Genomic DNA, 21,949 nt, shown 5'->3' on the forward strand with positions numbered 1-21,949 from the left:
AGCGGGGGGCGATGTGGGACCTCGGATGTGCTCGCCAACGCGCGCCTGTCTCGCGAACGTTTTCGCAGTTACGTGTTGCGAAGTTGATAGAAGCACTCGTCATGTCGATCGGGGACGTCTCGGCCGATGCGTTGGCAGGTGTCCCTTCCATGAACAAGAACCTGCTCAACGATCACCAGATCATCACCGAGCTCATCGGCAATGCCGCTCAGCTCCCCGCCGAAGATCCGCGCGCGGCCCGGTGGGCCACCGAAGCGCTCGCGCTCGCCAGCGCAGCAGAGCTGCCCCTCCTCATCGAGGAGGCCGAAGGAGTGCTCGGACGGATCGAGCACGACACCACCTGCCGGTGGTGCGCCGGGCAGCCGGGAGCAGCCATCCCGGTCGGGTCCTTCTGGTGCATCCACTGAGCACAGGCCCTCCGGGGTCCCGGTCCCACCACGGGGCCGGGCCCCCCTTTTTTTGTCTCCCGCACAGGCTGGAATACCACCGACAGCACTGTCGTTGTAGGACTCGACGGCGTTCGATCCCAATGCCCCGGGTACCAACCATCAGCCGCTACGAGCGGCCACCTGCCGAGAGGCGCACTGGCGAACACCGTCACCCAACATCGAACAGGGCCACGCATCACAGATGCGTGGCCCTGGCTCGTTCGAAACGACCCGTCGACGCGGCCACCGCCGCGCCTCCGAACCTTCTCGTCCAGTCATTCGAGTAAATGACTGTTGCCGGAACCGCCGCGCCGCCCCGTGCGTCCAATAGGACATGGACGACGACGAGCGCGCAGCCATCCGATCGGAAGGCCACGACCCCGACCACCCGGCTGTGCCCCATGCCCTCGACCAGGTGAAACGCGACCTCCGGCTATATCGGCACCTCGCCTGGACCTTCACCGCGGCCGACCTCGACGGCAGCGTCGTTCCCCGCTGAACCTGCTCACCAGCACATTCGACAGTCGAACACGCGTTCGATAGTCTGACGGTAGTTCCCACCGGCACGGCGAAAGGTCGATCCCCATGGCCACCGTCGACGCCATCCCCGACCTGACCGGACTCGACAAGGCCACCCAACTCGATGTCCTGCGCCGCCGCATGGCCACCGTGCCCGGCGGCCGCCGCGACCACGCACCCACCGAACTCCCCACCATCACCGCACCCGAACCAGCGGCGCCCATCGCAGGCGATACGGACCTCACGGGCAAGGCCGACGATCCGGAACCACTCAGCGGCGCTGTACGCGGCAAAACCCTGCGGACCATGCCCGTACCCCCGCCGCTCGCCGCACTGCTCCCACGCCGAGCCCTGGCCCGTGGAACCGCCATCACCGTCACCGGCGCCGGGTCCATGCTCATCGCGCTCGTCGCCGAAGCATCCGCCGCCGGCCACCACGTCGCCCTCATCGGCCAACCACGCCTGAGCCTGCTCGCCGTCCACGAACACGGCGGCGATCTCGCGAAAGTCCACCTCGTCGATCCCGGGGCCGGGGATCCTCTCGACGCCGCCTCGATCTGTCTCGACGGGCTGGATTTGGTCGTCACCACCGTGCACGGACGAGACGTACCACCGACGCGCGCAAGAGCTTTGCTCGCACGCAACCGTCGTCACGCCAATGTGCTGCTGCTGACGGACGGGCACATGCCCGGTATCGATCTCACGATCGCCTCCACCGTCTGCGGCTACGGCGGAATCGAACAGGGCCGTGGGCGCATCAAGTCCATCACCCTCGAAACCGCCGTCCACGGCCGCGGAACACCACACCGCACCGGCCGCTACACCCTCACCGCCCCGAGCTTCGGCGAGCACGGTCTGCGCTGGACACCCGCACCCGCCGACCTCACCGTCCACCGGCCACTCGCGGCCGCGCAATGACCACCGACAACTCCGCCGGCATCTTCGACTCCTGGCCCACCACCTTCGAGCCACCCACCCGCCGCATCGTCGACCCACCGAGGTCAGTGAAAGTGAACGTCGCGCTCGCGATCGGACGATCCGGAGGCGGGGGATTCCGTGACACCACACCTTTGAAAGTCCGGGCCGAGGGCTTGGCCATGGACAGCATTGTCGAGGGAACCTTGTACGCCTGGGCACGGACCGGTACCGGCGATTGGCTTGCGAGCGTGTCGTTTTCGATCCCCACCGGCAACAAAATGGGACGGCTCGACCTCGACCGACAATGGTGCCCCGCCGCCGCCATCACACCCATCACATGACCGACACCACCACCGAAGAAGCCATCAGGATCGACCTCAACCACCGACAATCAACACACACCACCGCAGCAGCACAGGAGAGACCGTGAACATCGGCGACCGCTACCACCTCGCACCCGGAGCACCCGGCATCGTCGTCGTACGCGACATCCAACCCGAGGGCCTCATCCTCGTCGAAAACGAAACACCAGGCCCCGGCGTCTACCCCTACCTCGTCAAACCCGACACCCTCGTACCCGCCACCACCTGAACGGCCAACCCTGCAGCAGCCACCCCATCAACAAACGGGCAGCCAGCAGGTGAATCCACTCTCGCTCAGTCCTAATCAATGGCGCACCGGTGCCACCATCGCGTGGACTCGAACTGGCTCAACGGGATCGGGGAGAGCGGTGCGAACTGTTGATCTTCTTGAATAACTCCTCGAAATTGTCGAGAGTCTCTGCACTCAAGGCATCAACGAGGTCTGGGTTGCGCATCAGAGCGTCTGCGGGGCCATAGTGGTCAAACGAGCCATGGTGTGCTTTGAGCCTCTCCACAATCCGTGATGCCTTTTGATCCTCAAGGTTCGCTTCTGTGATCGAGGTGTTGTAGGCCTTGTTGAATAGCGTCAAATAGTCAGCCACAGTGAATAAATCTTCGATGTCCGCGTGGGTGCGCGAAACTACTTCACCAACTCTGATCAAACGGTTGCGATGTATCCGCCCGGCGTCCAAGGCTGCCTGTATCCGGCCTCCACCTTCGGTACCGGAATCCATCACGACGGTCAGATCTGTCCTGGCTCCGAGCAGGGCGATATATGCAGGCAAATTCGACGCACCGCCGGTCGGCAGAAGACTCCACCTGGCATGGAGCGGCGTGCGTTCAGTCGCGGCCATCCGAGCAGACAACACAGTCAGGAACACAACGTCACTAGCACCCTCGACAGCAACGTTGTCCTTACCCACGAACAGGTGCTGGGTCGCGTCGTACCCAAGGGCCGCTTGGAGCGGGAACAAGCTGTTGTCATTGACCACTAGGACATCTTGTGTGACCTTCGCTCCCACACTCTTGCCCTTGTCTTCCACTATGCGTATCCGCTCGATCCGATCGGTTTCGACCATGAATGGCGAATGCGTGGTGTACACGACCTGCACTGCAGAACCCAGACGATCGTTGAGAAACGTCAGCAGGTCGCGCTGAGCCAAACCATGCAAGCTCAGACCCGGCTCGTCCAGCAGGACAATGAAATTTGTGCCCTTACTTTTCGCCTCGAACTCGGTGAACGCCGCAAGGAACGAGAAAAACCACTGGAATCCGTGGGACCGGCGGTCGATGTTCGACGTGTATCGGTGCTCGGTGTTTTCCACCCGGATCTCGAGATAGTGATCGATCTCGGCCCTAGTGCTGTCGGGGTACCCGTTGTTCGTCGGTACGAGTCGCACGTCCTTGTCCAGATCGAACGCCACTCTCAGGTTCGCGTTCTGCTTCCAGTACGTGAAAATCTCGTCGGTCAGATCTGCACTGACCGCTTCCAGCTCTGCCTTTCGGTCTTCATAGTCATCAGAAACCAGTTCCTCGGGGGAAGTATTGGCAAGGTTGAGCAGAGCCCGCGCGGTCTGGGTGCCGGTGGATGCGATCGCATCGGCTCCATTCAAGCTGGCGATGTTGATTCGGCCGGGTAGCAGGGCATACTCGTCGAAATAGAAGAAGGTCGGAACCCGGGCCCAGATGGCGTTACGACTCCGGTCGAACGGGTTCTTGTCGCCGTCAAACACCGCTTTGACTTCAGCGACGTCGTCTTGCCACCCGTCTTTGCTCTCGAGTTCTGCGAGGACCTTCCGTACCGCGGCGAGACTATTGGCCTGCCCGAACGCTTCGCGGGCCTCGTTTGAGATGTCCAACTTCGACAGCGCCGCCGCGACCAGGACGGACCCGTTTGCCGGGTTGGTAACGAAGGCTTGGGGCTCGTTGTACCAACGCGATACGGTTACCGTCCTCGATGCCATGACACCTGCGCCGAACCTGTCCTCCATGGCTGTTACGTCGGCGTCGTCCAGCTCGAAAACGGCCGAAATCGCACTTTCAGACCCGATAGTGTCCTCGCGCTGGTCCTTCTTCCACAACCACCTCGGGTAGTCGTCCTTCACTACCAATTCCGCTTTGCCGTGAGGCTTGATACGGAGAAGCGCCTGAAGAAAGCTCGTCTTGCCAGCCTCATTCAAACCCACCAAGCACGTGAGTGAGTCGTCGAAAAGCAGCTCGCCGCTATCGACGATGTTCCTGAATTTTCTGATACGGACCGACTTCAATCGCACCCAAGTCTCACTTCCTCGATTAGTGTGCTCAAGGCTACCCAGAGTCGACCCCGGTAAGGGGCAACCTCAAAACTAAAGCTACCGCGACACCGAGCGTCGTCACCCTCCGTCGCTCCCGCACAATCACCTTCACAGCCGTACCCCACACCACGCCGCCGTAGAGCACCAGCTCCGGCGGCGTTCCGCGTCCCACCACCCGAAGCCGGCCACGTTCACAAGCAGGCCCTGGCGGGCCACACGCACCCCTACGGACTGCACCGAACCGAACTCCGCTTCGCTCCGCACTCAAAAGAGCGAAAAGAATCAATTTCTTTCGACGTAGGTGGCTTCTCCGAGCATCCATCACCCGTGCCCGCCGGCTCAACCCCTCGCTCCGCTGCGCTACGGCCAAGGCTCCGAACACTTTTCGTCCCGTAGTCGCTGCGCTCCCACGAAAACTGTCCGGCCGAAGGGTTGCCCCGTCGTTCCCGTGCGCTGGTTTCTCTCCCCAGCCACCACGGCGAAAGAAATTGGCAGGGCGAAGGTCCGGCCACCAGTCGAGAGGAACAGGTCACCATGCGAGCACAGCACCCCACCACCGCCGACGAAATCGACATCATCGTCCACCGAAACGGCAGCCGCAAAGTCCGGCGCACCGTCAAACGCGCCAGCGCACGCCGCGACCGCCGCACCGCCCGCCGCGAACTCCGCCACTGAAAACCGCGCTACCCCAACCACACCCGCACACACCGAAAGGCTTTCGCCATGACCCAACACCGCATGTCCCTCGCCACCGCTGCCGACACCCTCGCCGCCATCCCCGCCCTGCTCGGCTTCACCCCCGACAACTCTGTCGTCATCATCGCCCTGGCCGACGACGGGAACGGCTCGCACCTGGTCGCGCCTACCGCCCGCGTCGACGCCCACCAGGCCGAAGCCGCCGCAGGCATCATCACCGACGCGCTCACCCGGCAGGACACCCCCGTCACCGCCGTCATCCTCGCCGCCATCGCAGACACCACCCACGCAGGCGCAGCCCTGCTCGGACTCGACGCCATCCGCGACGCGCTCGCCGCAGTCGGAATCCGAACCATCCGCGCCCTGCACACCTACAGCCTCACCGCAGGAACCACCTTCACCGACCTCGACCGCTTCACCGACGGCACCATCCCCGACCCCGCCACCACCGAACTCGCGACCGCCCGCACCGCAGACGGAGCCGTCATCGCCCCATCACGCGCCGACCTCGAGGCCCGATACGCCCCCACCACCGAGATTCCCGAATCCCTCGCACTCGCCGCCGCCGCCACGATGGGCACCGACTTCCTACCCGTCACCTTCGACGAGCTCGCAGCCGTCATCCACGCCCGCGAAATCCCCAGCGCCGACCTCACCGCCCGCGTCGGCCTGGCACTGGCCACCGGCCACCTCGAAGTCCGAGACGCGTTCCTGGCCCTGTCCGTCCACGGAGACGCCGACGCAGCAGACGCGTTCACCCGCATCGCCGCCCCGCTACGCGGCACCGCCCGCGCGAACGCCCTCACCATCGCCGCCTACTTCCTGTACTGCACCGGCGACGGCGCAGCAGCACACGCAGCACTGCAGGCCGCCGAGCGCACCACCGAACGAGCCAACGTGCCATTGCCCAGCCTGACGGGAATTCTCCTGCGCGTCCTCAACGCCGGAATGCCGCCGGAACAGGTCAGAGGGATCGGCGCAGTCATCACCCCCGACTACGTCGCCGCCCACATCGGCACAGTACAGAGCTACACCTGACGATCGCTGCCGAGCGTGGCCACCGGTTCGAGGTGGCCACGCCCGGCAATCCAGGTCGCGGGCGCGGGGCCGGTGCATCGGGCATCGAGCCCTCACACCGACAAACGCGCACCACCCGCAGCAACGACAGGAGGGCCGGCGGGTGCGGCGAGGTGGCGTGGCAGAGGAAGAGCGGAACAGCGCTCAGAGAGACGTCGGATCGGCCGGCCACACCATATCGACCTCGGCGGCGGCGGGACGAGTGTCCTCGACCCGAACACCGGCCACGATCGCATCGAGCGCCAGATCCGACGGCGGCGGCTCAGCGTTCACCACAGCTTTGGACAAGGCATGTTCGATCCGCGAGCGCTCCATACCCCAGCACCCTACCGACCAGCACGAACACAGCCACCGCCACGAGTGCAGCGACACCGAGAGAGGGAGGTTCTTTTCGATCCGTCTGACTGCGCAACGAGAATGCATCACCCGTCCTCTCCCGGATCAACCCCTTCACTCCGCTCACGCTCCGGCCCACAGGGCCCAGCACGACTGTTCGCCCGACCCGCACTCGCTGCGCTCCCCGGCGAACACTCGCACCGGCCAGGCATTGACCATCGACGCCGTGCGCCGCCGTCTCTTCTCCGCGCCACCCGGAAGCGAAAAGAACGCAATAAAGGAAGCCCGATACACGTATCCGCACCCGTTTTCGACGGGCCCATCGGGTATCGAAATGGGTAAGTGAAAAACACCGAAAAACGTTATAGCGCAACGTAAATGACTATATCTACACCTGGTGCAAACGGCATTTTTGACGTAGAATAAAAGCCAATAGAACAATTCCGAGAAGGAGGCAACCATGTCGATCACCGTGTACACGAAACCGAATTGCGACCAATGCGATGCAACGAAACGACGGCTCGACAAGCACGGTCTCCAATACCGAATCGTCGACATCACCGAAGACGACACCGCCCGCCACTTCGTCACCTCCGAGCTCGGCTACCTCCAAGCGCCCGTCGTGGTCGTCGACCGAAGCGACGGTGACCGCGAAGACTGGTCCGGTTTCCGAATCGGCCGACTCGACGCACTCGCAGCCTGACACCCCCACCGACACAGGAGAACCGCCATGCACCTCGTCCCCGCCTACATCCCCGACGCCGACTACATCGACCGCCAGATCGATGCCGAACTCGCAGCAGAGCGCGACACCGAACAGAACGACACCCCATACGGCGACGCCGAGCAAGTCGCATCGTGACCACCACCCCCGAAGGCGTGGCCGCTAGTAATCCCATATCCGTTCACGACGACTTCTGACCCGACACCGACACGAACGCGAGGCCCGACGATGAACGCACTACGCGCAGTCCCCACACCCGGCGACGACCCGGCAGCGCAGGCACGCGCGGACCTCGCACCCGTCGAGGACCTCGACACAGCGGTCGAACCCGGGTACGACCCGGCCACCGACCCCGAAGCGATGCTCCTGTGCGCCTTGATGGATGTGCGCAACCAGAGTGCCGATGGAAGCGACGTCGAGCGGATCACCAGGACGCTCACCGCGGCGGACTTCGAGGATCCCGCGCACGCGCGTATGTACGGCCACATCGTCGACCTCATCACCGCCGGCCAACCCCACGACTTCGCCTCCGTCACCGGTGCGCTCATCCGATCCGGAGCCGACGGAGCCAAAGACGCCCCGCTACGCAAACGCCTCATGGGCATCGTCACCGCCGGCGCACACTCCGTCGCGGCCGTGCACTACGCCGACAACGTCCTGTCCCAGTCCTACCGCCGCAGCTTCCACATCGCGGGCCAACGACTGGCTCAGGCCGCCGAAGAAGCACCCGAAGCCGACCTGTTCGACTACATGGTCGAACTCGGCATCCGGCAGCGGGCAGCGTTCAAAAGGCTCAACAGCTTTCGGCAACCACCGACATCCTGAACGAACCCGCGCGGGCACCGGTGGGCGCATCGACGACGCCGAGGGCACTACGGTGCTAGCTGGCCACAACCGAAAGACGAGGACCGTGACAGAGACAGGTGAGCACGCCGAACGGCCGCCACAGGGCGCGCCGGACCGCACGAACGCACCCCCGACCGGTGCCGCTGTCGATGCGGGTCTGCCCGTCCACGTCCGCGAGCAGATCGCTGCTGTCGTCGACGCGTCCGGCGACCTCGAGCGCGTCCCCACCGGTAGTGGCGCGCTGACTGTGCAGGTGTGCTCGGCATCAGAAACCTCGTACGACGCCGCGACGTGGAGCACCCTGGGCACCTACCGCGCCGCTGACGCCGCAACCTTGGCCGAACGGCTGCTCGACGCTCTCGGAGACAGTGCGAACATCGGCACCGACCTCGGTGTCCTCATCGTCACCCACACCCACACCGACACCCTGGAGGCACCGGCCATGACCGCACCCACCGCCGACGGAACCCGCGCGCCGGCCGCCGCGCCGCTGCTCACCCTCGACCTCGCCAAAGCCGACGTGCTCGACGACGACTTCGAGTGGCCCGAACCGGGCAGCGCGCAGGCATTGTGGACTCCGCACTGGCTGCTGCAGGCCGCGATCAACTCCGGGGCCGTCACCTACGACCGGCGACTGTGGGGCGAGCTCGCACTGTCGGCCGAGTTCACCGCCCCGAACCGGCACGAGCTCGAATTCGTGATCACCTATGAGATCGACGGCGCACCGAACATCGTCGACGGTGACACCACCGACTACCCCGCCGACTTCAACGAACTCTCCGACGAGGAACAGAACGCCGTCCCCTCCACACTGGTCCCGAACCCGGAGACCGCAGCGTCGTGGCTGACGTACCTCGTCGACGCCTTCAACGCCGTGCACGCGAGCACCGACAAGCTCGTCCGCGGCTGGCCCCACCAGTAGAACCCCTGGAACGATCGAACCCCCGACCACAATATGGCGGGGGTTCATCTGTCGGGCAGTCGCTGTCGCCGAGAAGGACGCAGGCTAGGGCATGAACGTACTGCGACCGGAGCTGAACAATGCACCGAGCGCGAACGCGAACGCGAACACGGCCACGAACACCACGATCCGGAACACACCACTGGCGAGCATTCCCGTCGCGCGCAACGGCGCGAATTTCCACGTGCCGTCCGCTCGCTGTCCGGACCGCAACACCACGTACGCCAGGATCGCAGCGGCCACGAGATACACAGCCATCTCCAGCCCACCCCTTTCGTTCCTCGTGTCCTTCACTCGCGCAGACGTTTCGACGCGACCGGTCTTCGATTGGCTGTCAGTACACACCCACCCACCGACACAGTCGGTGCCACAACCGACCGGCCATCACCGCCCACACACGTTCGGGAGTCAGAACAGCGTCGGGGAAGCCTCATCGAGCAACGCAGTACGCACAGCGCCCTCGTCCCACCCACCGCGCACCGCATCGCGCAGCCGCCGCGACCGCGCCGCTCTCGCGACCCGATCGGGCCCGTACCAAAGCCCGCGCTGACGCCGGCCACCCCCGCGGCCCTTGGCTCCCATATCGAGCAGGTTCTGTGACTGCGTCCCGTCGACGACGTGACGCACCCCGCCAACGCGGGTGTCCTCGTCGAGAGTGACTCGTACACAGATCGGGTTGTCACACAGGTGCAATGCCGTCACCTCGTCGGTGAGCGGTACACCGAGCGCACGCGCCAACGCGTACCGGTGCGGGCGCACCACCCGCTGCCGGCCATCGCGCATCAACCAGAACCGGCCGTACCCGTCATCGGCTACCGCGCCGACCCAGATCGCACACGAATCAACGTGCGGGCCGCGCACGATGTAGCGCTCGAACCGCGTGAGTTCTGTTGCCCCGCCGATACCTAACGGTTCCGGCACCGACCCGGCCCGCCGACCATCACCTAACGTCTCCCGGCGACTGTGCTTCTACCGGTTCTGTCTCGGCGTCGTGGATCGTCCGGAGCGTCTGCACGGCGGTGAGTTTGAGGACTGGGTCCGAGGTGTCGAACACTCCGAACTTCTCCAACCGCGAGATGTCGACGGGGGAGCGCACGGCCGCGAACACTTCCGCGTCGATCGCCGACTCGAAGTCGCCGCCGGCCGCGAGAGCGTTGATCATCCGCAACAGGTCCGCGAACTGCGGCGCGGTCCGCGTGGTGATGAGAGGGCCGTAGGTGTCGAACGCCTCGTTCGCCTCCGCGGTTTGCAGCAGCGCAAGGATGTCGAGCTCCAACACATCGGACTCGCTCAGGTCCGTCTCAGGGTGGTTGCCGGTCATCGCGCACCCGCCTGATCCATCAACAGCTGTCCGACGGCGTCGGAGATCTCCGTCGGCGTCCCGGCCGAATCGAGCAGGTGCAGTCCGGTGTCGACCGGACCGCCGCGCACGATCGTCGCGGCGAGGTGCTCCTGCTCGCGGGTGATCGCCAGTACCCAGCATTGCGTGACGACGAACTGGGTTGCGTCGAGCAAGGTGAAGAACTCGCCGTACGCAACCGGTGCTCCCGGCTCACCGGCACTGTCGGCGTAGGCGATCGACGCGGCGAACGTCGACGGGTCGGGCCCGACGGAGTTCGAGACGACGACGCCGAGCGCGCCGAGGGCGCTCACTGCGCACCCTGCCCGGCGGAGGCGAACTCCTGCGCCGCAGGCGGTGTCTCGGAGTTCGGTGCGGGGTCGGTATGCGGGGGAGTAGCGGCGTCGGGCGACTCGCCCGAACCGGGCTTGTCCGCGTCGGTGGCGGTGCTCGCAACACCGATGCGCACCGGCCGCTTCTTGCGTCCCGATCCTGTCGAGGCCGGCTTCGGGGACGCGATGACAGAGGTCGGCACCGTCAACCCCATCTCCCGCAACTGCTGCGCCGTCCATCCACCGTCGAGCGCGGCCCGCAACGCGGTAGTGACCGCGTCCTTGGCCTTCTCGACGGACTTGGCAGAGGACCGTTTCGCGGCCTGGGCTTCCTTGATCGCCGCGTCGGCGGCCGTACGCGCTTTCGCGTCGTCTGCTTCGGCCTCGACGACCTTCTGCTGTGCGTCGGTGATCGCCTCGACCTTCGCGATGCGCTCGTTGATCGCCGCTTCGGCGGCCGCGCGGATCGCGTCCTTGTCCAACGGGGTGACAGTCATGTGTGTGGGCCTTTCTCGTCGAACCGACCGCCCGCAGACACGGGGAGAGTCGGTGAGGGTGCACGTGATCAACGTTCGGCGGAGGGCCCACACGGCACCGCCAGAACGCACTGCAAACTCTACCGCCCAGGCGTCGCAGACGACAGCGGACGGACGAGACGACCTACCTGCCCGACCGGTGCACGGCCCGGCGGGGGAGTCATCGACGAGGGAGGGGATCGGGTGCGGTGCCCCCAACTGTGCACCGGCCTTCATCCTCATGTGGATGCCCGAGATTCCTCCCACCGCTCCGCTCGATCTCAGGCACCCACAATCGGGGCCGGACACACAGATAGGGGACATCGCACCCATACGGTGCTCACGTGGGACCGGCGGGCGAGGGCTCGTCCGGTGGTCCCGTCGAGGTTCCGACAGTGGGGTGTTCACGACGACGTCGAGTCATCGCTCTCAGGAACAGCTCTGACGATCTGACGTGCGGACATCAGCCGCTCGGCCTCTACCAGATCCACGCCGACTAGCTCCGCCGCACGGGGCACAGATCCCTCTGACGTCGACAGCCGTTCCAACTCGGCAGCCATCACCTGTTCGGCGGCGTCCCGTTGTGCCCGCGCTGCAACGAATCGCCGCGCCGCCCTCTCGCGCTCCCGCACCGCTGTACCCGCCTGGCGGGTGGCCTTCTGCCATCCCCGCTCACGGGCGGCTACCCGATCTCCTGTCGACCCCATGACCCCGTTGCCTCTCGATCTCCTGACCCCCGCGACCCCAGCTCCGACCGCCCCAAGTCTGTGGCCTGGCCGAAGACATCTGAGGGCTTGGCCTTACTGCACAGGCTTCGCCTGCCAAAAGCCTAGGTGATTTACACACCTCTTGCTGAATTTCAGACTTTGGGGGGTTCCGGCCTTCCGCCTGCCCGCCTGCGGCGTCTAGGGTGGCGGTGTGATGACGCTCCACGTACTGCACGCGGGCGATGGCTACGAGTACCTGACCAAGCAGGTGGCCACCGCTGACCGCGAACGGGAGCACGGCCAAGATCTGACCGATTACTACACCGCGCACGGCACACCGCCGGGTGTCTGGTTCGGTGCGGGCCTGGACAATCTGGAGCAGATGCAGGCCGGGATCGACCCGACTGCGGGGCCGTCGATCACCGGCGGTGGGCAGGTGTCCGAGCCGCAGATGAAAGCGTTGTTCGGTAGCGGGCTGCATCCGAACGCCTCGGCGTTGATCGAAGATTCAATTACCAAGGGCGCGAACGAGAAGGCCGCGCTCAAAGCAGCCCGCCTGGGCCGTAAGTTCCCCGAATTCTCCAACGACATCGAACTGCTCCGCGAGCACAAGGCAGCGGTGGGGGAGTTCCGTAGGGAGCACGGGCACGCGCCGTCGAAAGCGCAGTCGCAGCAGATCATGGACGAGGTCGGTACCCGGTTGTTCACCGACGGCCACGGCCGCCCGCCGGAAGATCAGCGCGAGCTCCGTTCGTGGATCAGCGCGCAGAAGTCCCGCGTCCGCCAGCCCGTGGCCGGCTACGACCTGGTGTTCACCCCACCGAAAAGCGTGTCGGTGATGTGGGCGCTCGCCGACGACGGGACCCGCCGAGAAATCGAGCGCATCCACAAAGAGACCGTCACCGACGCCCTCGGCTGGATCGAGAAGGAAGCGTGCTTCACCCGTACCGGCAACACCAGCCAGGAAGTCCAGGACACCACCGGTCTGGTCGCGACCCTCTACGACCATTACGACTCCCGCGCCGGGGATCCGAACCTGCACACCCACGCCGTCGTCTCGATCAAGGTCTGCACCGAATCCGACGGTAAATGGCGGGCCCTCGACGGGTCGATCCTGCACCGGTACGCGGTGCCGGCCTCGCAGCGCTACAACGCCACCATCATGTCCAAGCTGCATACCGAACTCGGTTTTTCCCTCGCTGCCCGCTCCACCGGTCACGGCCGGCAGGACGTCGTCGAAATCGAGCAGGTCCCGCGTGAGCTGTGCGAGATGTTCTCCTCACGCCGCAGTCAGATCGAAACGCGCAGAGACCAGCTCGTCGCCGAGTACCGCGCCGAACACGGCCGGATGCCGTCCCCGAAAGCGATGTACTCGCTCTACCAACAGGCGAACCTCGACACCCGCGCCGGCAAGCAGGAACCGCAGACGTTGCGCGAGATGCAGAACGCCTGGCTCACCCGGTCCGCGCAGATCCTCGGCACCCCACGCGAGGTCGACGCCCTCGCCGCGGGGTGGCAACAGGTCCAACGAGAGCACGCCTCCGGTGTGCGCGAGGTCGGCGAGCACATGCGCACCCTCGATTCCCTCGACGAGGAGGTCGAGCGCGTGCTCGAACGCCTCGAAGACAAGCGATCGAACTGGGCGATCACCCACGTCCACTCCGCCGTCGATGCGAACTTCGCCGCCGTCGCGTTCACCGACGACACCGCACGGCGCGCCGCCACTGCCGCCGTGATCGACCGTGTCCTCGCAACATCGGTACACATGCCGCTCCCAGAGCTGCCCGAAGCTCCGACGGCGCTGCGCCGCCGCGACGGCGAGTTCATCCTCACCCGCCCCGGCACCGCCCTGCACACCTCGCACACCGTCCTCGCCGCAGAACGTTCCCTGCTCGACGCCGCACAGACCCCGGTCGCCTACATCGCTCCGCAGGCCGCGCTCGACAAGGTCATCACCGCCGCCGCGAAAGGCAAGGACGGACGCACTCTCAACGCCGGGCAACGTGAACTCGCGGAACATTTCGTCGGTAGCGGCACCCTTGTTGCGGTCGGTATCGGACCGGCCGGCACCGGCAAGACCACCGCCATGAAGGCCGTCGCCGACACGTGGAAGAAGGCCGGATATCAGGTCATCGCACTCGCACCGTCGGCCGTCGCAGCGGAAACCCTCGGTGAGGAAATCGGGGTCACCGCGCACACTCTCGCCACCCTGACCTACCCGTGGCGAGGCAAGAACGGCGACGAACCCCTGACCCTGTCCGACCGGATCGACATTCGCCCCGGTGCGATGCTGCTCGTCGACGAAGCCTCCCTCGCTTCGACCAAAGACCTCGCCGCCATCACCGAGATCGCTGCAGCCAAAGGCGCGGTCGTGCGTTTGCTCGGTGACCCGAACCAGCTCGACGCCGTCGAAACGGGCGGTGCGTTGCGGCTGCTCGCCGAAGAGACTCGCGCGCCCGAACTGACCACCGTTGTGCGGTTCGGCAGCGACACCGAACAGGCCGAGAATTCGCTCGATCTGCGGCACGGCGACCCGGCCAGTCTCGAGATGTTCTACCAACGCGGATGGGTCCACACCGGCACTGCCGCGGAGATGAAGGACGCCGCCGCCGGGGCGTACCTCGCCGACATCGCAGCCGGTAAGTCCTCGCTCGTCATGCTCTCCACCGGCGAGGACGTCCGCACCGTCAACCTCGCCATCCAAGAGCACTTCCGTAGCCAGGGAACGGTGAAGTCCCGCCGCACCGCCGAGCTGTCGGACGAGCTCACCGCAGGGGTCGGAGATACCGTCCTCACCCGCAAGAACGCACGGTGGCTGCGCACCAAGGGTGGTCGGCGACGGAACATGTTCGTCCGCAACGGTGACCTGTGGACCGTCACCGCAGTCGGCAAAGACGGCTCGCTGACCGTCCGCAGCAAAACCCACGACGGCACGGTCACCCTGCCGGCCGACTACGTGTCCGGCTTGACCGAACTCGGCTACGCCGCCACCGTGCACCGCAGCCAAGGCATCACCGTCGACACCTCCCACACCGCGCTCAGCCCCACCACAGACCGGGCCGGGCTCTATGTCGCGGCCACCCGCGGGCGCACCAACAACGAGCTGTACGTGCCCGTCGAACCGGGCGTCACACTCGACACCGAGGGAATGCACCTCTCGGAGATCGACACCCCGAACTCCCGCGAGGTCCTCACCGGCATCCTCGCCAACGACAACGGCCACAAGGCCGCCATCACCGCGATACGCGACGCCGCCGAACACGCGAACAGCCCCGACCGGCTCCGCGAGGCATACCTCGCCGCCCACACCCGGCTTCGTGATCACTGGCTCGACACCGTCCTCGACCGGGCACTCCCGGCAGCGCTTCTGGCGACCGCGCAAGCCGAACACCCCGGAAGCCTCGCAGCACTGCGCGCGACCCTCGCCGAGATCCACGACCGCGGCGACAGCGCCCGCCACGTCCTCGTCGACGCACTCGCCGCCGGCGAGCTCCACACCGCACGCGACGTCGCGAGAGTGCTCAACTCACGGATCATCGAGGCACGCAGCTCCACCGACACCACCGACACCACCGACACGGTGGCCGGCGCTACCGGGCGACCGGAACACGAGCTGCCCCCGCTCCCGCCGCGCACACCCGGCACCGACAAAGAGCTCGACGATTACGCCCGACTCGTCGCCGACCGCTACACCACCGTTCGGCCGGCACCCGCCGAAACCGATGGCATCGGCCGACGGATCCGCGACTACGACGCTGCCCACGCCGAACTCGACGCTGCACGAGTCCAGCGCCCCATCCAGGCCGCGTTCGAACCCGCGACCGCCGAACGCCTCATCGCCGAACCCGGCGTGCACCGACTCGGCCGACACCTGCGCACCGCAGCGCTGGCGGGACTGTCACCGGAGAACGTTCTCGCCTGGCACGCCCAGCAACTGACCACACGCGGCGACGACGTCACCGCCCGCGCCCTCATCAAAGACCTCGTACCCGCCGTCACCGACGCGGCCGAACGCGCGAACACCAGGTGGCTCGCCGAGCACGAAGACACGATGCGCGAGCACTTCCCGATCGCGATGGCCACCGCAGCACGTAGCGACGACCCCCGGTGGAACACCGCTATCGCCCGAATGCGGGAACTGACCGCACACGGCGGCTACGACCTCGACGAGCTGTGCCGCGACATCCACACCGCCACACACCCCGGCGTCCTCGCCGGAGGCATCGTCGACGCACTCGACGACATCGCGCCCACACACCGGACACCGGTCGACCAGGACGCACCGCACTGGGTGCCGTCACCGGACCTCGACGCCCACCTCGTCGATCCCGTCCTAGGCGAGCAACTCGACAACCGATACGACGACATCGCCGCCGAGCACGCCGCCGCCGTCGACCGCATCGCCGCCGTCCCCGACCCGGCCTCGACCCCGGACCTCGAATTCACCCGCCACCTCGAACAGCGGCCCGACGACGACGCCCTCGCGGCCGAATGGAATCGCACCGCCGCTGAGATCGCCGCCTACCGAGACCGCTACCAGATCACCGACACCACCTCGATCGCCGGCGACCGACCCGAGAACCGGGCCGAGCACGCGCCGTACAACACCGTCCACACGAACATCGACACCCTGCACGACCACATTGAGCAGCAACGACGCGACGAGCACGAAGAACAGCAGCGACTACAGCGCGAGGCCGAGAACATCGAGCACCACCACACCATCGCGCAGCAGAACATCGAACACGGACACCAGCGGCGCGGCCCGCGGCTGTAAGCGCGGGCCGGTCGCACTCGTGGCCATCGGTGAGACCGCGTGTGAGGCCGCCCGCCACGCGGACGGCCTCATACACGCCGTGGGCTACTTTCTCGTCAGAGCACCCAGTACGGCGGCGAAGATCGTTGCTCCAATGGATGGGTCCCGCGAGAAGTACGTAGCGGTCGCACCCATAAGTCCCGCAACTGCAAATGCGGCAGGAGTCGTCAGTGACGGAAAGAGGTTCCGTCCGGCCTGGTCAGGATCGTCGTTCGATCCGTTCGGTGTGTTGTTCATGCAGACAACTGTGGCGGGCTCTGGAGCTGCACGCACGCCGCTCGGAGTACCGTGGTGGCCGGTCACCGGGTCTAGGCTGGCCGGACATAGCCCCGTTACTCTTATCTACTTTAACGTTGCAATGTCCGGTTCCCGCAGCACCGGCTACATCGGTACTAATTCGAGGAGATCTGATGGTTGACATGGCGAAATCGGAGGATCTCGGCGAGCCCGAGAACAGCGACGTTACCGACACCGGGGAGCCGTCGGCAATCCCCAAACGGGTGTTCGCTCAAAAGTTCACCGCGGAGCAACAGGCGAAACTCGCGCGTCAGGAGCAGTACAACAAAGCAGTGTTCGAGGGATGGGAGGCGCGCAGGACCGCTCGTCGCGAGGCCCTGCTGGCTCGCAAGGACGCGGTGAAAGCAGCAACCAAGGAATACAGCCTGCTCGGCCTCGGCAGCCAATACGAAGACGTCAGGTTCGAGGACGTCAGAATCCGGACTCCGTTCGTCCGACTCGATCCGAAACGCCCTCTTCGCGCCCCCGGCGAGAAGTATGTTCGCTCAACAGATCTGGACACCCGACCTGCGTCCACCCGCTTGATCAACCGTAAGAACTCGGCACTGAGGGTTCTGATGTCGGCGATTTACGTAGCGCACCTCGAGTTCGAGGCCGGCAAGACGTTCGTCAACAAGCACCCCAACGTGTTCGGCGAACCGGAGCTCGCGGCGTGGTGGAAGCTTTGTGGTCTTCATGTCAAACCAACTTCACCTGCTCGAATCAATCGCGAACGAGGTCGGGCGCTGAACCGGGCGCTGTCCGTGCTGCACGATGTCGGGCTGGTGCACACCGGATCGGACCCGGTGGCGGGAAGGTTCAAGAACTGGATTCTGAACTCCGAGGCCGGAAACGGTCGACGGTACACAGTGCCGGCGGAAAGGCGCAGTCCCGAGACCGTGCGCGTACCGCGCGCATTTTTCGCCCGCGGCTGGCACCTCGTCCTCGAACCGGGCGAGATAGCCACCTTCCTGGCAATCGTCGAATTCACCCAGCGTATGGAGGGGCAGCCGCGCTCGTCGAAAAAAGACATCGGCGTGGCCCTCGGAGAAACGATTCGATGGGAACGCTATGGACTCAGCGAGGACACCTACCTGGAAGCGATCCATGCTCTGGACGAGTTCGGGCTGATCGATGTATTCGACCCGATGCCGAACCGCCGACGTGGAAAGTTGAATCCCTCGCGGAATCTGATTCCGGCAGGTGAAGAGTCCGACGAGCAAGTGCCCTACCGAGTGATCTATCCACCGCCGCCGGACTCGGTGACGGCACCCTTCGCAACCGATGCCGTCGACGTCGTCCTGAGTCGCCTTGCGTACCCCGTGCCGCTCTGGCTGGAGGATCTGCCGGTCGACGACCGCGTGGCCGAACGTTTGTTGGGGAAATGAGGAAGTCCAGAGGCGGTCCAGGTCATCTCCGGCGCATGTACGGCTTTGTTTCGAGGATCTGGTCGAGGGCGGACTGATCTCTCGCCCAGTCACGAAGGTTGTCGTCGAAGTAGCCGATCAGCGCGATGGCATTGTCGAACTTGTTCTTGATGAAATTGCCCGATTCGAAGCAGATGGGCTCGTGGTGGGCAATCCTGTTGCGCACCGTGTGCAGTGGGTTGACCACCTGACGCAGAAACGCCATGTCGTTGCTAGTTTTGCCGCGCGGCGCGTTGTCGAAGCCTCGCCTGATTCGAGTCCCGAACTTTATTTCCTTGTCTCCCGAAACCATGAACTTCCAGAACCCGAAGTCCACAGCAGCAATCACGTCATCCGCGCCGATGTCCGCGACTCTCTCGAACCCGCCTTTGCCCTTGCCGACCCGCTTCTTCAGCTTCCCGTACGCCTTGGACAGGTCCTCGAAGCAACTGCCCATTTCCGATGTACCCTCAGGGACTTCCAGCGCGTAAAAGACCCAATCGTCTTCCCTGCGCAGCTGCTCGTGCCGCTCGCTGAGCGAGATGTCGATCGCATGGCGAAGTGTCACCTCGGCGTGACAGATCACCTCCCACAACGCTGTGGACGCCTTGAGGTTCCATCGATACAGATCGAGCGCACCCTCGACCTTGCGGTGCCCCGCTGCGTCCAGGTATTTCTGCATCCGAGCGTGGGGCATCGACTCGAAGACGAAGTCCAGGTTCACCTCGCCTGCGGCCGTGCTTGTCACCCGTGCTCCTGCCTGCTAGCATTTCCGCCGAAGGCTGACGGATCATCGGTTATCTTAAAGGTGGTAATCGTCCGCAGTTGCGTGACCCTTGAACATACTCAACCCCGCCACTCTGTGGCGGGGTTGAGTTCTTTCGAACGGTGCAATTGGCGGTTCACAGTCCCCGAACGTCGCGTGACCCATCGGCGGCCGAGCGGGGAGTGAGTCCCTCTACGACCGTGATCGCCAACAAGACGCCTTCCGGGGTGGTGTTCGGGTAGTACAGGCGGCCGTGCGCGTCACTCATCTTGAAATTGGCTTGCGAGCTCCCGGGCAGCACGTGGGCTTTGCATTCCACTGCGATGTCGCAGAGTTCACCGGGTGCGGTGTCGGGGATCGGCGTGAGGCTGGGGGTTGCGACCTGGCTGGAACCGCCGAGAGGGCCCATCCGTTTGATGTAGCGGTCTTCCCAGTGGACCGATCCACCGTTTCGGACGCGCCAGATCTTCGTGAAGCGTTCGCCGGGAGCCATCAGTGTCCCGTCCGGAATCGTGATGTCGGCGACCCACAGAGACACATCCCCGGGCTCGAGGTGTAGATCCGCAGGCGTGAGCTCGGTCGACAGCGCTCCGGTCGTCGGGTCGTGGGAGCGGCCGATGCGGTCAGCGGTCTTTCGGTCCTTTTCCTCCTGGGCATCACGAAACAGAGACAGCAGCAAGCCGTTCCAGCCGAGAGCCTGATCGAGCGCCGTGGCCAACGCTGGGCTCGGACGCAGGATGCCGCGTTCGATCTGGCTGAGGCTTCCTGGTGTACACCCCACCCGCTCCGCGAGCTCGGTCTGCTTCAAGCCCGCGATCGCACGTCCCGATCGCACGTGATTGGCGAAGCGTCCGAGCGCATCGGTGGGTGGATCGAGCTTCTTCGGTGGCCGACCCCGCCCACGCGTGCTCTTACCCTCGTCCATGACGGTGCTCCCCCCTGGCGTCGCGCGAGTGCGCGAGGCGATCCATTAATTTAGCGGGTGCGTCATAAATATGTGCGGGTGCAGTCTTGTCCCACGGGATCGGAAACGGTGAAAAGCCTTTTGCCGACAGTGTTCTCGGGATGAGGAGAGTCCAGTGAAACTCAAGAGGAACATCGCAGCCCTGGCCATGGCAGGAGCTGCAGCCGGAGCCCTGACTGTCGGCGCGGCTGGTACGGCGCAGGCAGCCCCGAGCGGAGATCCGCTCTCGACCGGGTGCGCGAACGGTGCCCAGACGATCTGGGAGAACACGTATTTCGGCTCCGGAAAGGTCGAGGTTCGGTACAGCCCCAGTTGCGGTACGAACTGGGTCCGCGTCACGGGCGCCGCCGGCCGGCAGAGCGAAGCCGGCATTGCCTCGCAGGCTTCGGGTTGGCAGTGGTCACCCTCGTACGGCAACAGCCCGAACAGCTACTGGACGCCGATGGTGTACGCCCCGGGCAGTGCGTGCGTGACCTTCCGCGTGAAGATCGGCAACGCCAACGGCATCGGTCTGATGGACACCGGAAACAAGCAGCTCTGCTAGTCGTCCCAGTTCGCCGGCGAGCCCCACCACACCCAGTGTGGTGGGGCTCGTTCGGTGTGCAAGCCAGGGAAGAACGTTGGGTCTAGTTCTAGCGCAGCACGAACTGTTGGGAGAGGAACCAGAACGGTAGCAGTGCCGAGATGGTGTACCGGACTTCCACGAGAACGGGTCCGGGGCCAGCGCCATGTGCATATTCGGTGGTGAAGGTGCTCCCTGGGTGAAATTTTCCAGGCGGCACGGATACCCAGGAATTTGGGTACAAGGCGTCGGCGGGGATTGTGATGTGCTCGATGGTTCGGTAGGAGAACCGCCGAATGGGACGGGTGCCAACGACGTTGAATGTGAATGTCCTGATGGTTGTATCTTCGAGTGTCACCGATTCGCCGAGTGACTTCGATAGCAGGGGCATCGCAGAGACTTTACGTTGTACGGCCTTGACGCTGTGGGATGAGAGACGAGTGCCAGTCCGGACGTCCGCCGGACCGCGACTCGACACCCCTTGTTCCGGAATCGATCTCAAGGGGCAGGCTTGTAGGTCTCAGTGGCTTCGTCGTACTCCCACCGTGCGTCGTCGATGATGACGGCGGTGAAATCGTCGGCGGGATCTTCTGCGACAGCACTGTCGGTGTCGATCATGTCGATGACCTGCTCCATCGTCAGTTCCGATGGGGCCTCGGCGGGTGCGGCGTCGTGCTGGGTCGGCTCGATCGGTGAGTCGTCGCGCTCGTCGATGTCGGTGGCGATGAATTCGGCGAAGTCGCCGGCGACGGCCGGCGTCGGCGGGGTGAACCCGCACGAGTGGGGAGTGCACTGCTCGAAGTCGGTGATCGACTTCATCCGGTGCACCATCGGCCAGAGAACTTGGTAGTGCCACGCTGCGGGCCCACCGTGATAGGCGTTCTTGCCCTGTTGGTACGCCTCACGGCGGGCGAACATCGCTGCGGTCAGCTCTTCGACCACTGGGCCGTGTTTGAACCAGCACGGGGGAATGGTGCGGCCGAGCTCGTAGCGGTCGCGTAGCCATTCCACCCAGGTGCCGAGCTCGACCCACAGTCGGGCGGCGCTGTCCTTGTCGAGGTACGGCCAGTCGATCGCACCGGGGGTATACGCCGGGAGTGCCATG

At 65.1% G+C, this 21,949-nt stretch carries 25 protein-coding genes; 14 read left to right on the forward strand and 11 right to left on the reverse strand.

Annotated features, from left to right (window positions below):
- From CH262_RS28045 to CH262_RS27470, 5 genes are all read left to right on the forward strand, one after another.
- The coding region (locus tag CH262_RS28045; RefSeq protein ID WP_256988688.1) for a hypothetical protein at positions 1-407 on the forward strand (407 nt) is incomplete at its 5' end.
- Positions 408-762: 355 nt separating this feature from the next.
- Positions 763-927, forward strand: a complete 165-nt coding sequence (locus CH262_RS27465; protein WP_157226197.1) for a hypothetical protein — start codon at positions 763-765, stop codon at positions 925-927.
- Positions 928-1,013: 86 nt separating this feature from the next.
- On the forward strand, positions 1,014-1,865 hold the full coding sequence (locus tag CH262_RS03340; RefSeq protein WP_094629915.1) for a hypothetical protein: 852 nt from the start codon (positions 1,014-1,016) through the stop codon (positions 1,863-1,865).
- On the forward strand, positions 1,862-2,206 hold the full coding sequence (locus CH262_RS03345; protein WP_094629914.1) for a hypothetical protein: 345 nt from the start codon (positions 1,862-1,864) through the stop codon (positions 2,204-2,206). Before CH262_RS03340 ends, CH262_RS03345 begins: the two co-directional genes overlap by 4 nt.
- A gap of 85 nt (positions 2,207-2,291) precedes the next feature.
- Positions 2,292-2,456 (forward strand): hypothetical protein, encoded by a 165-nt coding sequence (locus CH262_RS27470; protein ID WP_155289017.1) that lies wholly within the window; start codon positions 2,292-2,294, stop codon positions 2,454-2,456.
- A 118-nt stretch (positions 2,457-2,574) separates the two neighbouring features.
- Here the strand turns inward: CH262_RS27470 and CH262_RS03350 are convergent, their stop codons facing one another.
- On the reverse strand, positions 2,575-4,500 hold the full coding sequence (locus CH262_RS03350; protein ID WP_094716905.1) for an ATP-dependent nuclease: 1,926 nt from the start codon (positions 4,498-4,500) through the stop codon (positions 2,575-2,577).
- Positions 4,501-5,055: 555 nt separating this feature from the next.
- On the opposite strand from CH262_RS03350, the gene CH262_RS27475 reads away from it, so the two are divergent.
- Both CH262_RS27475 and CH262_RS03355 read left to right on the forward strand, forming a co-directional pair.
- Complete coding sequence (locus tag CH262_RS27475; protein WP_155289314.1) at positions 5,056-5,196, forward strand: hypothetical protein; 141 nt, start codon at positions 5,056-5,058, stop codon at positions 5,194-5,196.
- Between the two features lie 48 nt (positions 5,197-5,244).
- Complete coding sequence (locus CH262_RS03355; protein WP_094629912.1) at positions 5,245-6,255, forward strand: DUF4192 domain-containing protein; 1,011 nt, start codon at positions 5,245-5,247, stop codon at positions 6,253-6,255.
- Positions 6,256-6,438: 183 nt separating this feature from the next.
- Here CH262_RS03355 and CH262_RS27480 read toward each other — a convergent pair whose 3' ends face one another.
- Positions 6,439-6,609 carry a hypothetical protein gene (locus CH262_RS27480; RefSeq protein WP_170944875.1) on the reverse strand — a complete coding sequence of 57 codons (171 nt, stop codon included), beginning with the start codon at positions 6,607-6,609 and terminating at the stop codon, positions 6,439-6,441.
- Positions 6,610-7,090: 481 nt separating this feature from the next.
- Between CH262_RS27480 and CH262_RS03360 the strand changes: the two genes are divergently transcribed.
- From CH262_RS03360 to CH262_RS03370, 4 genes are all read left to right on the forward strand, one after another.
- A complete protein-coding gene (locus tag CH262_RS03360) occupies positions 7,091-7,333 on the forward strand; it encodes a glutaredoxin domain-containing protein (RefSeq protein WP_008719967.1) in 243 nt (80 codons plus the stop codon).
- Positions 7,334-7,360: 27 nt separating this feature from the next.
- Positions 7,361-7,492: a hypothetical protein gene (locus tag CH262_RS28050; RefSeq protein ID WP_254924082.1), complete on the forward strand. Its 132-nt coding sequence runs from the start codon at positions 7,361-7,363 to the stop codon at positions 7,490-7,492.
- A 90-nt stretch (positions 7,493-7,582) separates the two neighbouring features.
- The gene (locus tag CH262_RS03365) at positions 7,583-8,179 is read left to right on the forward strand and encodes a DnaB-like helicase N-terminal domain-containing protein (protein ID WP_094629911.1); all 597 of its coding nucleotides are present in this window, start codon (positions 7,583-7,585) and stop codon (positions 8,177-8,179) included.
- A gap of 85 nt (positions 8,180-8,264) precedes the next feature.
- Entirely contained in the window at positions 8,265-9,122 is an 858-nt protein-coding gene (locus CH262_RS03370; protein ID WP_094629910.1) for a hypothetical protein, read from the forward strand.
- Between the two features lie 84 nt (positions 9,123-9,206).
- Here the strand turns inward: CH262_RS03370 and CH262_RS03375 are convergent, their stop codons facing one another.
- From CH262_RS03375 to CH262_RS03400, 6 genes are all read right to left on the reverse strand, one after another.
- A complete protein-coding gene (locus tag CH262_RS03375; RefSeq protein WP_094629909.1) occupies positions 9,207-9,419 on the reverse strand; it encodes a hypothetical protein in 213 nt (70 codons plus the stop codon).
- A 150-nt stretch (positions 9,420-9,569) separates the two neighbouring features.
- On the reverse strand, positions 9,570-10,082 hold the full coding sequence (locus CH262_RS03380) for a hypothetical protein (RefSeq protein WP_094629908.1): 513 nt from the start codon (positions 10,080-10,082) through the stop codon (positions 9,570-9,572).
- A 19-nt stretch (positions 10,083-10,101) separates the two neighbouring features.
- Positions 10,102-10,482 carry a hypothetical protein gene (locus CH262_RS03385; protein ID WP_094629907.1) on the reverse strand — a complete coding sequence of 127 codons (381 nt, stop codon included), beginning with the start codon at positions 10,480-10,482 and terminating at the stop codon, positions 10,102-10,104.
- The gene (locus tag CH262_RS03390; RefSeq protein ID WP_094629906.1) at positions 10,479-10,814 is read right to left on the reverse strand and encodes a hypothetical protein; all 336 of its coding nucleotides are present in this window, start codon (positions 10,812-10,814) and stop codon (positions 10,479-10,481) included. The genes CH262_RS03385 and CH262_RS03390 overlap by 4 nt, the downstream gene beginning before the upstream one ends.
- The gene (locus tag CH262_RS03395; protein WP_094629905.1) at positions 10,811-11,329 is read right to left on the reverse strand and encodes a hypothetical protein; all 519 of its coding nucleotides are present in this window, start codon (positions 11,327-11,329) and stop codon (positions 10,811-10,813) included. The genes CH262_RS03390 and CH262_RS03395 overlap by 4 nt, the downstream gene beginning before the upstream one ends.
- Before the next feature lie 422 nt (positions 11,330-11,751).
- Positions 11,752-12,054, reverse strand: coding sequence for a hypothetical protein (locus CH262_RS03400; protein ID WP_094629904.1), 303 nt, complete (start codon positions 12,052-12,054; stop codon positions 11,752-11,754).
- Between the two features lie 214 nt (positions 12,055-12,268).
- Between CH262_RS03400 and mobF the strand changes: the two genes are divergently transcribed.
- Both mobF and CH262_RS03410 read left to right on the forward strand, forming a co-directional pair.
- The gene (gene mobF / locus CH262_RS03405) at positions 12,269-16,831 is read left to right on the forward strand and encodes a MobF family relaxase (RefSeq protein ID WP_094629903.1); all 4,563 of its coding nucleotides are present in this window, start codon (positions 12,269-12,271) and stop codon (positions 16,829-16,831) included.
- 449 nt (positions 16,832-17,280) lie between these two features.
- On the forward strand, positions 17,281-18,534 hold the full coding sequence (locus CH262_RS03410) for a hypothetical protein (RefSeq protein ID WP_141214650.1): 1,254 nt from the start codon (positions 17,281-17,283) through the stop codon (positions 18,532-18,534).
- A 22-nt stretch (positions 18,535-18,556) separates the two neighbouring features.
- Here the strand turns inward: CH262_RS03410 and CH262_RS03415 are convergent, their stop codons facing one another.
- Both CH262_RS03415 and CH262_RS03420 read right to left on the reverse strand, forming a co-directional pair.
- The gene (locus CH262_RS03415; RefSeq protein WP_094629901.1) at positions 18,557-19,300 is read right to left on the reverse strand and encodes an Abi family protein; all 744 of its coding nucleotides are present in this window, start codon (positions 19,298-19,300) and stop codon (positions 18,557-18,559) included.
- A 154-nt stretch (positions 19,301-19,454) separates the two neighbouring features.
- Positions 19,455-20,243, reverse strand: a complete 789-nt coding sequence (locus tag CH262_RS03420; RefSeq protein ID WP_094629900.1) for an NBR1-Ig-like domain-containing protein — start codon at positions 20,241-20,243, stop codon at positions 19,455-19,457.
- A gap of 154 nt (positions 20,244-20,397) precedes the next feature.
- Between CH262_RS03420 and CH262_RS03425 the strand changes: the two genes are divergently transcribed.
- Complete coding sequence (locus CH262_RS03425; RefSeq protein ID WP_141214649.1) at positions 20,398-20,826, forward strand: DUF2690 domain-containing protein; 429 nt, start codon at positions 20,398-20,400, stop codon at positions 20,824-20,826.
- 516 nt (positions 20,827-21,342) lie between these two features.
- Here CH262_RS03425 and CH262_RS03435 read toward each other — a convergent pair.
- Positions 21,343-21,948: a hypothetical protein gene (locus CH262_RS03435; protein WP_094629898.1), complete on the reverse strand. Its 606-nt coding sequence runs from the start codon at positions 21,946-21,948 to the stop codon at positions 21,343-21,345.
- Between the last annotated feature and the right edge of the window lies 1 nt (position 21,949).

This window comes from Rhodococcus sp. 05-2255-1e (genome assembly GCF_002259025.1).
Classification (GTDB): Bacteria; Actinomycetota; Actinomycetes; order Mycobacteriales; family Mycobacteriaceae; genus Rhodococcoides; species Rhodococcoides fascians.

Coding starts and splice junctions, on each gene's coding strand:
- CH262_RS03375 (WP_094629909.1), bottom strand. CDS start 9,419: ATGGCTGTGTATCTCGTGGCCGCTGCGATCCTGGCGTACGTGGTGTTG.
- CH262_RS03360 (WP_008719967.1), top strand. CDS start 7,091: ATGTCGATCACCGTGTACACGAAACCGAATTGCGACCAATGCGATGCA.
- CH262_RS03365 (WP_094629911.1), top strand. CDS start 7,583: ATGAACGCACTACGCGCAGTCCCCACACCCGGCGACGACCCGGCAGCG.
- CH262_RS27465 (WP_157226197.1), top strand. CDS start 763: ATGGACGACGACGAGCGCGCAGCCATCCGATCGGAAGGCCACGACCCC.
- CH262_RS03410 (WP_141214650.1), top strand. CDS start 17,281: ATGGTTGACATGGCGAAATCGGAGGATCTCGGCGAGCCCGAGAACAGC.
- CH262_RS03420 (WP_094629900.1), bottom strand. CDS start 20,243: ATGGACGAGGGTAAGAGCACGCGTGGGCGGGGTCGGCCACCGAAGAAG.
- CH262_RS03400 (WP_094629904.1), bottom strand. CDS start 12,054: ATGGGGTCGACAGGAGATCGGGTAGCCGCCCGTGAGCGGGGATGGCAG.
- CH262_RS03435 (WP_094629898.1), bottom strand. CDS start 21,948: ATGGCACTCCCGGCGTATACCCCCGGTGCGATCGACTGGCCGTACCTC.
- mobF (WP_094629903.1), top strand. CDS start 12,269: ATGACGCTCCACGTACTGCACGCGGGCGATGGCTACGAGTACCTGACC.
- CH262_RS03395 (WP_094629905.1), bottom strand. CDS start 11,329: ATGACTGTCACCCCGTTGGACAAGGACGCGATCCGCGCGGCCGCCGAA.
- CH262_RS03355 (WP_094629912.1), top strand. CDS start 5,245: ATGACCCAACACCGCATGTCCCTCGCCACCGCTGCCGACACCCTCGCC.
- CH262_RS03385 (WP_094629907.1), bottom strand. CDS start 10,482: ATGACCGGCAACCACCCTGAGACGGACCTGAGCGAGTCCGATGTGTTG.
- CH262_RS27475 (WP_155289314.1), top strand. CDS start 5,056: ATGCGAGCACAGCACCCCACCACCGCCGACGAAATCGACATCATCGTC.
- CH262_RS28050 (WP_254924082.1), top strand. CDS start 7,361: ATGCACCTCGTCCCCGCCTACATCCCCGACGCCGACTACATCGACCGC.
- CH262_RS27480 (WP_170944875.1), bottom strand. CDS start 6,609: ATGGAGCGCTCGCGGATCGAACATGCCTTGTCCAAAGCTGTGGTGAAC.
- CH262_RS03340 (WP_094629915.1), top strand. CDS start 1,014: ATGGCCACCGTCGACGCCATCCCCGACCTGACCGGACTCGACAAGGCC.
- CH262_RS03345 (WP_094629914.1), top strand. CDS start 1,862: ATGACCACCGACAACTCCGCCGGCATCTTCGACTCCTGGCCCACCACC.